Origin of the sequence: Alcanivorax sp. (genome assembly GCF_019431375.1) — a bacterium.
GTDB classification, from domain to species: domain Bacteria; phylum Pseudomonadota; class Gammaproteobacteria; order Pseudomonadales; family Alcanivoracaceae; genus Alcanivorax; species Alcanivorax jadensis_A.
Window position 1 is genome coordinate 1,817,892 of the sequence record NZ_CP080267.1, and the last position, 13,012, is coordinate 1,830,903.

Annotated in this window: 11 protein-coding genes; 6 read left to right on the forward strand and 5 right to left on the reverse strand. The window is 60.5% G+C overall.

Annotation, left to right across the window (positions count from 1 at the left end; translation table 11 throughout):
• Positions 1 to 89: 89 nt before the first annotated feature.
• The 4 genes from KZ772_RS08415 (at position 90) to KZ772_RS08430 (ending at position 6,395) form a co-directional block, all read left to right on the forward strand.
• On the forward strand, positions 90 to 1,274 hold the full coding sequence (locus KZ772_RS08415) for a hypothetical protein (protein WP_290539346.1): 1,185 nt from the start codon (positions 90 to 92) through the stop codon (positions 1,272 to 1,274).
• A 4-nt stretch (positions 1,275 to 1,278) separates the two neighbouring features.
• On the forward strand, positions 1,279 to 3,732 hold the full coding sequence (locus tag KZ772_RS08420) for a LamG domain-containing protein (protein ID WP_290539347.1): 2,454 nt from the start codon (positions 1,279 to 1,281) through the stop codon (positions 3,730 to 3,732).
• Between the two features lie 10 nt (positions 3,733 to 3,742).
• The gene (locus tag KZ772_RS08425; protein WP_290539348.1) at positions 3,743 to 5,305 is read left to right on the forward strand and encodes a general secretion pathway protein GspF; all 1,563 of its coding nucleotides are present in this window, start codon (positions 3,743 to 3,745) and stop codon (positions 5,303 to 5,305) included.
• 115 nt (positions 5,306 to 5,420) lie between these two features.
• Positions 5,421 to 6,395, forward strand: coding sequence for an FAD:protein FMN transferase (locus KZ772_RS08430; protein ID WP_290539349.1), 975 nt, complete (start codon positions 5,421 to 5,423; stop codon positions 6,393 to 6,395).
• A gap of 109 nt (positions 6,396 to 6,504) precedes the next feature.
• Here KZ772_RS08430 and KZ772_RS08435 read toward each other — a convergent pair whose 3' ends face one another.
• The 4 genes from KZ772_RS08435 to KZ772_RS08450 all read right to left on the reverse strand — a co-directional run bounded on the left by KZ772_RS08435 (position 6,505) and on the right by KZ772_RS08450 (position 10,207).
• A complete protein-coding gene (locus tag KZ772_RS08435; protein ID WP_290539350.1) occupies positions 6,505 to 7,032 on the reverse strand; it encodes a transposase in 528 nt (175 codons plus the stop codon).
• 74 nt (positions 7,033 to 7,106) lie between these two features.
• A complete protein-coding gene (locus tag KZ772_RS08440; RefSeq protein ID WP_290539351.1) occupies positions 7,107 to 7,724 on the reverse strand; it encodes a LysE family translocator in 618 nt (205 codons plus the stop codon).
• A gap of 115 nt (positions 7,725 to 7,839) precedes the next feature.
• On the reverse strand, positions 7,840 to 9,702 hold the full coding sequence (locus tag KZ772_RS08445) for a tetratricopeptide repeat protein (RefSeq protein WP_290539352.1): 1,863 nt from the start codon (positions 9,700 to 9,702) through the stop codon (positions 7,840 to 7,842).
• A gap of 7 nt (positions 9,703 to 9,709) precedes the next feature.
• The gene (locus KZ772_RS08450; RefSeq protein WP_290539353.1) at positions 9,710 to 10,207 is read right to left on the reverse strand and encodes a hypothetical protein; all 498 of its coding nucleotides are present in this window, start codon (positions 10,205 to 10,207) and stop codon (positions 9,710 to 9,712) included.
• 125 nt (positions 10,208 to 10,332) lie between these two features.
• Here KZ772_RS08450 and KZ772_RS08455 point away from each other — a divergent pair, with 125 nt between their 5' ends.
• Positions 10,333 to 11,088, forward strand: coding sequence for an SDR family NAD(P)-dependent oxidoreductase (locus KZ772_RS08455; RefSeq protein ID WP_290539354.1), 756 nt, complete (start codon positions 10,333 to 10,335; stop codon positions 11,086 to 11,088).
• A 277-nt stretch (positions 11,089 to 11,365) separates the two neighbouring features.
• Entirely contained in the window at positions 11,366 to 11,827 is a 462-nt protein-coding gene (locus KZ772_RS08460; RefSeq protein WP_290539355.1) for an LEA type 2 family protein, read from the forward strand.
• Between the two features lie 121 nt (positions 11,828 to 11,948).
• On the opposite strand, the gene KZ772_RS08465 is transcribed toward KZ772_RS08460, so the two are convergent.
• A complete protein-coding gene (locus KZ772_RS08465) occupies positions 11,949 to 12,956 on the reverse strand; it encodes an AraC family transcriptional regulator (RefSeq protein WP_290539356.1) in 1,008 nt (335 codons plus the stop codon).
• Positions 12,957 to 13,012 lie beyond the last annotated feature (56 nt).

Sequence of the window (13,012 nt, forward strand, 5' to 3'; positions counted from 1 at the left end):
ATGGATAATAATTCCTGGGAACGGCAAATCTGTTAACCGGCAGTCCCGGGGGGCTGACGGACCACAACCAGAATAAAAGGATAAGGCCCATGCAAGGCTACCGGGGGAGTGTACTGGTGGGGCTGATGCTGTTATTGCCATTAACGGGCAATGCCAACAGCCGGGATCAGGCACAACGCATTCACAATCGACTGGCTGGCGTACCGGCCGATGCCGCGACGCTGCAAACCATGGCGGACCTGATCAGCAGCAACCCTGCCAGCGGCCCCCATGCTGCTGCGGAGCTGGCCATGGAGCATCCGGCATTCTACAACGTCACCCTCAAGCAGTTTGCCACGCCCTGGACCAACGAGAACCGGGACGTCTTTGCGCCCCTCAATGACTATACCGCCACCGTGATCGGCGCCATCCGTGATGATGTGGATTTCCGCCAAATCCTCTATGCCGACCTGCTTTACGTGGGCGATGTGAGCCCTGCGGCAGCGGCGGACAGCAACGAGCACTACCGGAATCTGGAAAGCCGCCATGCCAATCTCAAGGAGGTGCTCACCCCCAGCAGTCAGATCAGCCAGTACGGCACCCCCGCTGAAGCAGTGGCCGGGGTTCTGACCAGCCGGGCGGCCGCCCAGGCATTCTTCTACGCCGGCACCAACCGGGCCATGCTGCGTTTCACCCTGATGAACCATATGTGCCGGGACCTGGAGCAGGTCAAAGACACCTCCCGGCCCTCTGACCGCATCCGCCAGGATGTGAGCCGCAGCCCCGGCGGCGATAGCCGCATTTTTCGCAACAACTGCATCGGCTGTCACAGCGGCATGGATCCCCTGGCCCAGGCCTTTGCCTATTACGACTGGGAAGGCGAACAGCAAGGCGACGATGGCCGCATGGTCTACAACACCAGCAACGACCCGGACACAGGCACCCGCGTGCAGGGCAAGTATCTGATCAACAGCAACAATTTCCCGTGGGGCTATATCACCCCCAACGACAGCTGGGACAACTATTGGCGCGAGGGCCCCAATGCCAACCTGGGCTGGGACCCGAATCTCAGTGGTAGCGGTAACGGCGCTGCAAGCCTCGGCCGGGAACTGGCACAAAGCGATGTCTTCAGCAGCTGCCAGGCCGAAAAAGTGTTCCAGGCCGTCTGCCTGCGCAAGCCCGCCGACAGCGACGACACCGCTCAACTGGCCAGCATGACCAGCCATTTCAAGAACGACAACTACCGCATGAAGACCCTGTTTGCCGATGCGGCCGTTTACTGCATGGGGGACTGAGACGATGCGATATCCTGTTCTTGCAACCACCTTGCTCGCCGCCCTCCTGACCGGTTGCGGCGGCAGCGGCAGTGGTGCCGACACCCAGCCCAACCCGAATACCGATAGCGACAGTGGCGTCAGCTATAATGGCCCCGCTCCGCGCAATGCCGATGTTTCCGCCTTCAAAATCTATATCTGGAACAACCTGGTTGACGCGCAGCGCTGTGGCGCCTGTCACCGTAACCAGACCCCCGCCTTCGTACAGACCGGCGACATCAACCAGGCCTATGCGGCAGCCAATCCACTGATCAACCTGAACCAACCCGCCGCCTCGCAAATGGTGCAGAAAGTGGCCGGCGGCCATAATTGCTGGGAATCCAACCCGCAATTTTGTGCCGATCAGATCAGCACCTGGATCAGCGCCTGGGCCGGAGAAAGCATCGGGCTGGGAGGCGGCACCACCGAACTGGAGGACCCCCCTATCAAGGATCCGGGCAACAGCAAGAATTTCCCGGCGGATCCGACCCTGTTCGAGACCCACGTCTACCCACTGCTTGACGACTATTGCAGTGACTGTCACCAGAGTGACGCCAGCACCCCGCAGGCCCCCTATATTGCATCCGACGATGTGAGCGAGGCCTACAGTGCTGCCCAGAGCAAGATCGACCTGAACAATCCAGCGCTTAGCCGGCTGGTGGAGCGGCTCGGTGAAGACAGCCATAACTGCTGGTCCGGTAGCTGCGACAACGACGCCGACAACATGGAAGCGGCCATCACCGCCATGGCCGGCGGCATTACCGCCACCGCGCCGGATGACGATCTGGTGCTGAGCAAGGCGCTCACCGTGGATGACGGCACCCTGGCCGCCGGCGGGGGTCGCTACGACAGCAACGTGATTGCCCGCTACGAATTCAAGACCGGCGAAGGAACCACCGCCTTCGATGCCTCCGGCGTGGACCCGGCCCTGCACCTGCAACTCAGTGGTGATGTCACCTGGGAAGGGGGCTGGGGCATTCGCCTCAACGGTGGCACCGCCAAGGCACAGGGCAATACCCAGACCAGCGCCAAGCTTACCGAGCTGATCCGCGCCACCGGCGAGCTGACCTTGGAGGCCTGGCTGGTACCTGCCAGCACCGGCCAGGACAATGCCCACATCATCAGCTACTCCGCCGGACCGGATGCCCGCAACCTTACGCTGGCCCAGAGCGGCAGCAATTATCAGGTGTTCCAGCGAATTGGTGATGCCACCGATCTGAATGGCGAGCCCGCCCTGGAAACCGGCAATGCCCCCCTTCAGGCCAGCCTCCAGCATGTGGTAGTCACCTTTGATCCGGTGAACGGCCGGCGGCTTTACATCAACGGCGAACTCAACCCGGCCCAGGACCCGGTCACCCCGGCCCTTCTCAACACCTGGGACAACACCTTTGCACTGGTGCTGGGCAACGAAGCGTCCAGCGATCGCCCCTGGGATGGCGTGATCCGGTTTGCCGCCTTGCACAATCGGGCTCTGACCGCTGAACAGATCCGCACCAATTTTGCTGCCGGTGTGGGGGAACGGTATTTCCTGCCGTTCTATATCGGTCACCTGATCGACCAGCCCGGTGCCTATCTGGTTTTCGAGGTCTCCCGGTTCGACAACTACAGCTACCTGTTTGCCGCCCCCTACTTCATCAATCTGGAGCAGGATATCGTCAGCAATGAAATTCCCCTGGCCGGCCTGCGCCTGGGCATCAACGGCAGGGTACCGGACGTGGCCCAGTCCTTTGCCACCCTGGACACCCTGATCGGCGGCGATGGTTACAGCGAGCAGGGTGAAACCCTGTCACGCCTCGGCACCCTGCTACCGGTGGAACAGGGCCAGCTAAACGACGAGTTTTTCCTTACTTTCGAGCGGCTTGGTAGCCACACCCATGTGCACACCGAACCGACCCCCTTGCCACTGCCCGCCAACGAGTACGGCGAACAACCGGCGGTAGGCCTGCGCGACTTTGCCGAGATCAATGCCTCCATGAGCCAGCTCACTGGCGTGCCGCCAACCCATGGCGACATCCCGGAAACTTATCAACGTCTGCGTACCCAGCTGCCCAGCGAGGAAAATATCGAAGCCTTCATGACCGCTCACCAGGTCGGTATCGCCCAGCTGGCCATTGAATACTGCAACGCGCTGGTGGAAGCAGAAAGGGATGGGGACACTACCGTGCCCCCCCTGTTTGTCGGCATGAATTACAACGCCGACGTCACCTCCATCACTCAGCAGCAATGGCGCGACTGGGTCATCTCGCCCCTGTTCGAGCGCATGGTCGGTAACGGCCAGGCACGACAGCCCGCCCGAGCCGATGTGGAAGGCGAACTGGAAGATCTGTTGTTCAACACCAACCTGACCCAGTGTAGCGGTGACTGTATGGAACGCACTGCCACGGCGACCAAGGCCGCCTGCGCCACCATGCTGGGCAGTGCCACCATGCTGGTTCAATAAGGGGAAAACCATGAGACGCCACTTTCTCAACAAACGTCGACAGCCCCTCCACCCGGATGCTCCCCTGCTGAATCTGGGCCACGGCAAACCCGTCAGTCGCCGGGACATGCTCGGTCGGGGCTTGATCAGCGGGGTTGCCTTCAGCAGCATTGGCCTGTTCGGCCTGTTCAGTCACCCTCGAGACGCCATGGCCGCTCTGTCCAACGACCTGGAAGCCATCAAGACCGAATGCGGCATCAAGGCAGAAGGGGCGGGCAAGATTCCGTTTATCTGCTTCGACCTGGCCGGTGGCGCCAATATTGCCGGCTCCAATGTGCTGGTCGGCGGCCAGGGCGGGCAGGAAGACTTCCTCACCAGTGGCGGCTACTCCAAGCTGGGACTGCCCGGTGGCCTGGCCCCCAACAACAATCCCAGCGTCATCAATCGTGAACTGGGACTGGCCTTCCACAGTGACTCCCCCTTTCTGCGCGGCATCATGGAAAAGGCCCCGGCAGCGGCGGCCAATGTGAATGGTTGTGTGATACCGGCCCGCTCGGAAAATGATACCGCCAACAACCCGCACAACCCCATGTACGGCATCTTTACCGCCGGTGCCGATGGTGAGCTGATGTCACTGACCGGCTCGCGCAGCTCCCTCTCCGGGGGCAACTCCATGGCCCCGGACGGCTCCATTATCAACTCGGCCCGCCCCACCAAGATTGACCGGATCACTGATGTGAGCGGCCTGGTGGACACCGGCAAACTGGTTGGGCTGCTTAATCAGGAAGATGCCACCGCAGTGATGGAATCCATCGCCCGCATCAGTCACCGGCGGATCGACCAGATCGACAGTGGCCTCACCGACAGCAACCGACGCGCCAATCTCCAGGACCTGCTGCGTTGCGGTTACGTGGAAGCGGCGGATATCACCGACCGCTACGGTGACCCCACCCCACTGAACGTGCGTGCGGACATGGATATTCTGAGCATCTTCAGTGAAAGCGAGCTCAACGACCGGGAGTTCGAAAAAACCGCCTCCATCATGAAGCTGGTCATCAATGGCTATGCCGGTGCCGGTTGCATTTCCATGGGCGGCTTTGACTATCACACCGGCGAACGGGGCACCGGTGAAATCCGCGACCTGCGCGCCGGACGGTGCATGGGTGCCTGCCTGGAATATGCCCGCCGCAAGGGCGTCCCGCTGATGCTGTATGTCTTCAGTGACGGCTCGGTATCCAGCAATGGGCGGATTGATGACTCTCCCAACGGTCGCGGCAAGGGCGAGTGGACCGGCGACAGCTCCGCCACCGCCGCATCCTTCTTTCTGGTGTACAACCCGAATGGGCGGCCCACCCTGCACAATGGCCAACAGCAACTGGGCTGGATGCGCCCGGACGCCTCGGTGGAAACCGCCAGCACCCCGGCGGCCAACAACGTGAACCTGCTGGCAGAGACCGTGTGGCTCAACTACATGGCTCTGCATGGCGAACAAGGCCAATTCGCAGAGAAATTCCCCAATCACAGCCTTGGCAACAGTACCGCCATGGACCGGCTCACCGCCTTCGAGCCCATCGTCAGTGGTACCATTACCTGACGGCAACCGTTGGAGCCTTGCTTGCAACGCGAAGGGGTAAATCAGCCCCGGTGCTTTCTTACATCTTCGCTTTGCGAACAAAGCTCCAACATCTACACAGGCCCCGGATACACCGATGCATTACCCTCGCCCGTTTCGCTCCCTCCTTGCCAGCCTGCTACTGCTGCTGGCACTCCCCCTGCACGCCGACTGGCAACAACACGACTGGGATGTCATGGGCACCCGCGCCAGCTTGTCCGTGTGGTCAGAGAACGATGCCGCCCCCCTGTTCCAGCAACTGGAAACAGAAATGGAGCGACTCAACCAGTTACTCTCGCCCTGGGTGGAGAGCAGCGAGCTTGCCCAGCTCAACCTGCATGGCCATGAAAAACCGCAGGCTATCAGTCCCGAGTTCTACCGGTTGCTGGAGCGGTCCCTGCATTTCCATCAACTCACCGACGGCGCCTTCGACATCACCTTCGCCAGTGCCGGCCATCTCTACGACTATCGGGAAGGCAAGGCCCCGGACGACGCCCAACTGGCCGATGCAGCCCGCCACATCGGCGCCGATCGCATTGAACTGCTGCCGGATTACCGGGTGCGCTTTCGCACCCCCGGCACCCGCATCGACCTGGGCGGCATCGCCAAGGGCCATGCCATCGACAGGGGCATTGCGCTATTGAAGGAGGCAGGCATTGAACATGCCTGGCTGTCCCTGGGCGGAGACAGTTATGTGCTCGGCGATCACCGGGGTCGTCCCTGGGAGGTGGGCATTCAGCACCCTCGCAACCGGGAGAAGGTAGCCATGCGCCTGCCCATCACTGACCTGGCCATGTCCACCTCCGGCGATTACCAGCGCTACTTCATCCGCGATGGCCGCCGCATCCACCACATTCTCTCCCCGCAAACCGGCAAGAGCATCGATGGCCTGGCCAGCGTCACCGTGCTTGCAGACAGCAGCCTGGATGCGGATGCACTCTCCACCAGTGTCTTTGTGCTGGGAGTAGAAAAAGGCCTGGCCCTGATCAACCGACTGCCGGATACGTCGGCTATCATCATCGACCGCAGTGGCAATGTTTTTTATTCCAACGATTTAACGACACCGGAGTAACGGTGGATTACGCCTACCGGGAAGGTGGATTACGCCTGCGGCTAATTCACCCTACGTTTCGGTCTGGGTAGGGTGGATTAGCTGAAAGCGTAATCCACCTTACAAACACCTATTCCCACTCTAACGCCGCGTCGCCCACCGGCCCGGCCCAATCTTCTGGAAACAACCCTTTTCTTACATCCCGGTGAAAGCTGGAATACGGCCACTCCTTCACCGCTGACACATAACCATGCTTGACCGGGTTGATGTAGCAGTATTCCACATGGTTGTTATAGTCCAGTTCGTTTCTGATCTGGTGCTCCCAGAAACGACGTTGCCAGATACCTCTTTCTCCCCGACGCAGACGGTTTTCCCTGATGCTTTCCTGTCTAGGCAGTTGCTTGGCAAAGCCCGTTTTGATCAAGCGCCAGCGTAACGAGAAATCGCCATCCTGGTCGGGCAGTATCCATACGCAATGCATATGATCCGGCAACACCACCCAGGCATTGATTGTGAAAGGGTATTTCCGGCGAACACAAGCAACGACATCGAGCAGGCTGCTCACCTGCTCGATTAGCAAGCCGCTGCGACGCTCCTGCAAGTTCACGGTAAAGAACCAGGTCCGTCCGCCTTCGAGAAGGCGATGATATTGAGGCATGATCACATCCTTGTGATTACATGTACGGGTGGTTGGATGGTGGATTACACCTTCGGCCAATCCACCCTACGTGTCTACGGGCGGGTGACCAGCCAGGTGCCGGCGCCGATCATGGCCCCGCCGGCGGCGATGCTCAGGGGCTGCTGTAAACGGGGATTACTGCGGCGGCTAATCCGTTGGGCCAGTAACGCGTACACGGCCTTAACGCCGCCCACACTGAAAACCGTAATCAGCAGCACCCCAACCATATGCACCGCATCCGGCGAGCGCATATCCACAAACAGGGGAAACAGGCTGGCGTAGAAAACGATGGCCTTGATATCGCCCAGGGTCACCACCAGCCCGGCCAGAAAACTGACCGTCTTGCTGCTACCGCTGATCGACCCCGTCTTTAATGCCGTATCACGATTGCGGATAAGCGTGATGCCGAACCACACCAGCCAGAGGCCGGCGGCGATACGGACCAACGCAAACAAACCACCCAGTTGCTGGGCCAGCTCGGTCATCCCCCACAGGGCAAGAGCGGCGAACAGAAAATCCGCCATGACAATACCGGCGGCCACCCACAGGCCGTGAGCCACACCAAGCCGGACGGACCGCACCACCACCAGCGCAACGCTGGTACTGGGCAGCGCCGCCAGCACCATCATCACCGGAATCAGTAACAGTAACCCGTATCCATCCATGGCCATGCCCTGCCATCAACGCTGTTGCCTTGAGAACAAGGCTGCCCATAAAACCGTTGCCGCCAACATAACACGTTGTCGTTGGAGCCTTGCTTGGAAGGCGAAGTGGGTCGCGCCCCTCTTACTCTACCGGTGACTCGACATCACTGGCCGGCTCGCGACGATTACGCAACGCCTTGTTGTACAGATCCGCCAGGCCTTCGTGGGCTGCTGCACTGAAACGCTTGAGCCTCTTGCGAGTCACCGTGACCTGCTCAAACGCAGAAGCTTGCAACGAGTATTGCTGGCGACGCATGAGCCGCTCGCCGCGTTGTTGCAGGCTAGCCAACTCCTGCTTCAGGGCCGGCAGTTCCTGGCGAAAGTAATCCAGCCGCTGCACCCGACTGCTGGCCACCATGACCCGGCTGCGCAACTCCCGGGTCCGCTCAAGCATGGCACTGATCTGCTTGAGCTCCTGCTCGCGCTGCCATTGGCGCGGCACGATATCCTCCTGCATCTCCCACAACAGAACCCCCTTGTAGAAGTCCAGCTTGGCGGTCATGTCCGGGCGCTTGCGCTCCCCCCAGCCCCGGGTTGTGCGCTCCGCTTCCTGCTGGGCCTCCCAGAGACGCTGCTCCTTGTCCGTAGCAAAAGGTAACGGATCCTGTTCCGTTACCGCCTGATCATAGTCCCGCTGCAGCCGGGTAAGGCGCCCCTGGAAATCCTGCTGCGACAGTTCCCGCAGCAGGGCCTGTGCCTGGGGCCTGACTTCCTGATGTTTGCGCTCATGAGCAGCCAGCATGGTTTGCATGGCGGGCAAGGTATTCTGCCACTGGGTCAGCAGATTTCGTTGACGCATCAGCTCGTGATAGTTGTTCCAGCCGTGCTGGAATTCCGTGGTGGCAAACCATTCGTAGAAAGTGGGAAAACTCTTCACCCTTTTCGGCAGAAACGGCGGCACCGGGTCCATGGCAGTGGACCAGCGCGGTTCGCCGACCATCTCCTCGAACCAGTCGCCACTGGCAATGCGCGCCTCCACCTCCAGCAGGTATTGTTCCAGCCCCTCGAAGCGTTCCAGCGCCGTCTGGAAAGCCTTCCGGGCGGAACGCTGATCGCCCATCTGTTCATAAAGATAGGGGATCGCCAGCTGCGCTTCCTGCACGGTGGAACGCTGGATCGATTTGCGGTCCAGTTGCTGCAGTATCGGCAACGCCCGGGCCGGCTGATTCTCGATCAGCAGGGCACGAGCGTAAAGCAGCAGGGAGACATCGGCGAACGGTCCTTCCAGGCGGGCATCGCCCAGCAGTTGCAGGGCACGGTGCTCCTGATCGCTGCGCAGCATGTAAATGGCCAGGGCCAGCATGGCCTTGTCCTTGATGGCATTAACCTGGGGATCACCGGGCGGCAGGTTGGCCAGTTGCCACAGCCATTCCTGACCCAACCCCGGGTGCTCGCCGTTGATCCAGCTAATCGCCAGGTTATAGCGAAGATAGGCATTGAGCGGGTGATTGGCAGCAAAGGCATCCAGGGACTCCGCCGCCTCTTCGTAACGGCCCAGGCGCATCAGCACCCGGGCCCGCAGGCTGTGATAGACCTCTTTGAGATCCTCGGGCGGTGTGCCGGCCTGCTGTTCCAGGGTATCCAGGGCGCGAGCATATTTCTGCTGACGATAGTAAAGGCCCGCCAGATGAATCCAGGCTCGCTTTGCCACCTCACCGCTGACCTGCTGATTCAGCAAGGCGCTGAACACACGCTCGGCATCTTCCGGCATACCGTAGGCGCTATACATGGCGCCCAGCAGCACTTCCAGGTCAGCCCGGTGCACATCTACCTCGCCACGCTCCAGTGCCATCTGCGCCCGGGTCAGGGCGGCAAAATAGTCCCCTTGCAGATAGAGATAGGCCACTTCCCCATAGGCCAGCTCCTGCACCTGATGCGGCTTATCCAGCCGCCCCCAGGCCAGAGAGCTGGCCAGCATAAACACCATGACAGACCACTTCAGCATGCTCGTCTCAGCGCCAGTCACGGAACAAAAGGCGGGGCTGTTGTTTGGCCTTGTCGTCCTCAATATGCAGTTGCACAAAGTGTCGGCCATGGCGCTTGTCGAATCGACCGGTCACACCCCGGCGAATTTCACGGCCCTCTGGCCCCATACCGGTCACGAAAGCGACCATCTCATGCTCGCCGTTCTTCACGTTGGCCAGTGCCAGACGCTGCACCGCCCCGTTTTTCAGGGCACGCAGCTCACGCTCGGTGTAAAGATGGCTGGCCAGCACCTCCCCATCCAGTTCCAGGGTTATGCTGTCCGGCTGGAAGTAATGCCCCACATCCAGGGACACATAGATTCCTACCTGGGTATCGGCGGGGAACAGCAGCTCCTCTTCCAGCAGTAGAAGGCGTTTGTTGACTTCCAGCACGTCGCGCTTGAAATCCGCAAGCTCCTTGTCCAGCTCGGTTCCATGAAGCTGGCTGGCAAAAAACATTAACAGCAGCACTACTACACGACGCATTGCGCTTCCCCAATCCCGATGATTTTTTGGCAATCTACCATAGCCGTGCGGCTTTGACTGTTGTGATCATCACACCCGATCTGCTCTTCACGTTAACTTGTCCGCTTTACGACGATTCTTCCACCATGACACCTTCATCGTTTCCCTACCCGGTACTGATCACCGGTGCCAGTTCCGGCATCGGCCTGGCGCTCACCAGCCTTCATCTGGCACGGGGAGATCGGGTTATCGCCAGCAGCCGCCAACCCGACAGCTCGCCACTGGCAGCACTGGCCTCCCGCCATGACAAGCTTGAGCTGGTGGAAGCCGATCTGACCACCAACCGGGGCCCAGCAGCACTTGCTGATGAAACCGTCAGGCGCACCGAACATTTGTCCCGGGTGATTTGCTGTGCCGGTGTATTGCACGACACCAACAGGAACATGTCACCGGAAAAACGCCTGGAAGAACTGTTACCGGAGAATCTGGAATACAGTTTCCGCCTCAACGCCCTGGCGCCTATCTTGCTGGCCCAGGCGCTGCTGCCACTACTGCGCCGTCAGCCAGCAACTTTTGCCGCCATCTCCGCCCGGGTAGGGAGCATTACCGACAACCACCTGGGCGGCTGGTACAGCTATCGCAGCAGCAAAGCGGCCCTGAACCAGCTGATGCGCACCTTTGCGGTGGAGGCTCGCCGCCGGGCACCCAATCTCACCGTACTGGCCCTGCACCCCGGTACCACCGATACCCCCCTGTCGGCCCCCTTTCAGTCCCGGGTCCCGCAAGAGAAGCTGTTTTCTCCCGACTGGGTAGCAGAGCAATTGACGGAACAGCTGGATAAAGCAACGCCGGAACAGAGTGGCAGCTTCCTCAACTGGCGGGGAGAGTCGCTACCCTGGTGACAGATACAATTTTTCCACAGTTGTCGCTTGCCATACCCTGCCAACCCGCGCCACTATCAACGGGCTGATGCACAATGTGCATTGGCACCCATGCCGGCGGCCCGGTCAGGATGCCGCGCCATTCGCGCCCCGTCAGGGGCGCGGTGGCGTGGCGGGAGATCGGGCCGTTCGGCATGCACCTGCCCCGCTTCACCCAGCCAGAAATCATCCCCCCTTCATTCATGCAACTTTCCCGCTATGCTTGCCTCTAACAGGGTCAATGCCAAGGAGTTCGGGAATGAGAAAGATTGTGTCGTTATGGCTGATCATGGCCGCCATCATGCTGGCGGGCTGTCAGCGTCTGGGCTCACTGGAAGCACCGGAAGTCAGTGTTTCCAGTATTGCCCTGAACAGCATCACCCTGTTTGAACAGGAATGGGGGCTCACCCTGCGTGCCCGCAATCCCAATAACCGGCAACTGACCCTGAAGAGCCTGGACTACGAAATCTTCATCAACGGGGAAAAGTTTGCCCGCGGCCTTACCGGCGATAGCGTCACCTTGCCCGCCATGGGCGATGCCCAGGTGACCACCACCATCACCACCAGCCTGCTGGGCAGCCTCAAACAGTTGCAGAAAATCCAGCAGCAACAGGACAAGCCGCTGCAGTACCGCCTGGTCGGCAAGGCCAGAGTCGCCGGTGTCCCCTTGCCCCTGTCCTTCGACAAGGAAGGCGAAATGACCCTGCCGGCAATGCCCTGAAGCAACTGTCTTGCAATCCTTGCGTAGGAGCTTGCTTGCAAGCGAACATCGGCCTTGATCTGCTAACCCGATTCGCCTGCAAGCAGCCTCCTACAACCTATGGAGCCTCTGTGGTAAAAAATCATCCACCCTGACGCTCGCGGCGAAACCGGGCCGGGGTCTGGCCGGTCCAGCGGCGAAAGGCGTGGTTGAAGTTGGACAGCTCGGAGAAACCCAGCCGTTCGCTAATCTCTTCCATGCCCAGTCCGCCCAGGATTAACCACTGCTCCGCCAGCATCCGCCGCACCTCATCCAGCAGTTCCCGGTAACCGGTACCTTCTGCCCGCAGCTGCCGCCGCAGAGTGCGGCTGGTAACACCCAGCTCCGCTGCCATGGCCTCCATATCCGGAAAACTGCCCGGCTGGCTGAGCAGGCGGCGGCGCACCTGCAACGCTACCCCACCCTGTCGATAGCGCTGGACAAGTAATTGCTGGCACTGCTCTTCGCAGAGTCGGGCGGTGACCGGGTTGGCCTGGGGCAAGGGCATGTCCAACAGACCGGCCACAAACCGGGCCTGGTTGTGCGGCTGGTCGAAACGGGGAGGCAGTCCAAAAATAGCGGTAAACGGCGCAGGATCCTGCTCGGGCAATCGCAGGGCCAGGGAGGAGAGCGGAATACGGCTGGCGAACAATTCTTCCTGGACCATCATCACCGCGCTGGCATCCCTTGCCAGCAGGTAGGGGCGAATGGTTTCCGGCAGCCCGCTGTCATCCAGCATCAACACCGCCTCCCCCTGCTCTTCATCAAGGCGGATATCCAGGAAGGCAAAGGTCAGATCCAGATAGCGCACCCCCAGCTCCACCGCCTGCCGGAAGGTAGGACTGCTGAGCAGGGCAAAGCCCCACACCCCATAACTGCTCAAGTGATAGCGCTGCCCCATGGCCAGGCCATGTTTAACCGGATCATCCAGTTGCGCACAGAGATTTTCCACCACCCGGCGCTCCTGAGCCCGCTCGATGGTCGCATCCGGTCGGTGCAGCATGGTCGGGTCAATATCGCTGCCTGCCAGACAGGCCCCCGCGTCCAGCCCCTGTTCGGCGGCATAGGCCATTTGCAGGCGCACACTGGTGATGGCTCGACGTACATCCATGAAATGTCCGTTTCCCACAATTTTGTGTCCCAGAATGCCATAAACAAGGCGTATCC

Bases quoted from the DNA above. Each gene is read 5' to 3' on its own strand.
- KZ772_RS08430 (WP_290539349.1), top strand. From the start codon at position 5,421: ATGCATTACCCTCGCCCGTTTCGCTCCCTCCTTGCCAGCCTGCTACTG.
- KZ772_RS08455 (WP_290539354.1), top strand. From the start codon at position 10,333: ATGACACCTTCATCGTTTCCCTACCCGGTACTGATCACCGGTGCCAGT.
- KZ772_RS08415 (WP_290539346.1), top strand. From the start codon at position 90: ATGCAAGGCTACCGGGGGAGTGTACTGGTGGGGCTGATGCTGTTATTG.
- KZ772_RS08465 (WP_290539356.1), bottom strand. From the start codon at position 12,956: ATGGATGTACGTCGAGCCATCACCAGTGTGCGCCTGCAAATGGCCTAT.
- KZ772_RS08425 (WP_290539348.1), top strand. From the start codon at position 3,743: ATGAGACGCCACTTTCTCAACAAACGTCGACAGCCCCTCCACCCGGAT.
- KZ772_RS08460 (WP_290539355.1), top strand. From the start codon at position 11,366: ATGAGAAAGATTGTGTCGTTATGGCTGATCATGGCCGCCATCATGCTG.
- KZ772_RS08420 (WP_290539347.1), top strand. From the start codon at position 1,279: ATGCGATATCCTGTTCTTGCAACCACCTTGCTCGCCGCCCTCCTGACC.
- KZ772_RS08440 (WP_290539351.1), bottom strand. From the start codon at position 7,724: ATGGCCATGGATGGATACGGGTTACTGTTACTGATTCCGGTGATGATG.
- KZ772_RS08450 (WP_290539353.1), bottom strand. From the start codon at position 10,207: ATGCGTCGTGTAGTAGTGCTGCTGTTAATGTTTTTTGCCAGCCAGCTT.
- KZ772_RS08435 (WP_290539350.1), bottom strand. From the start codon at position 7,032: ATGCCTCAATATCATCGCCTTCTCGAAGGCGGACGGACCTGGTTCTTT.
- KZ772_RS08445 (WP_290539352.1), bottom strand. From the start codon at position 9,702: ATGCTGAAGTGGTCTGTCATGGTGTTTATGCTGGCCAGCTCTCTGGCC.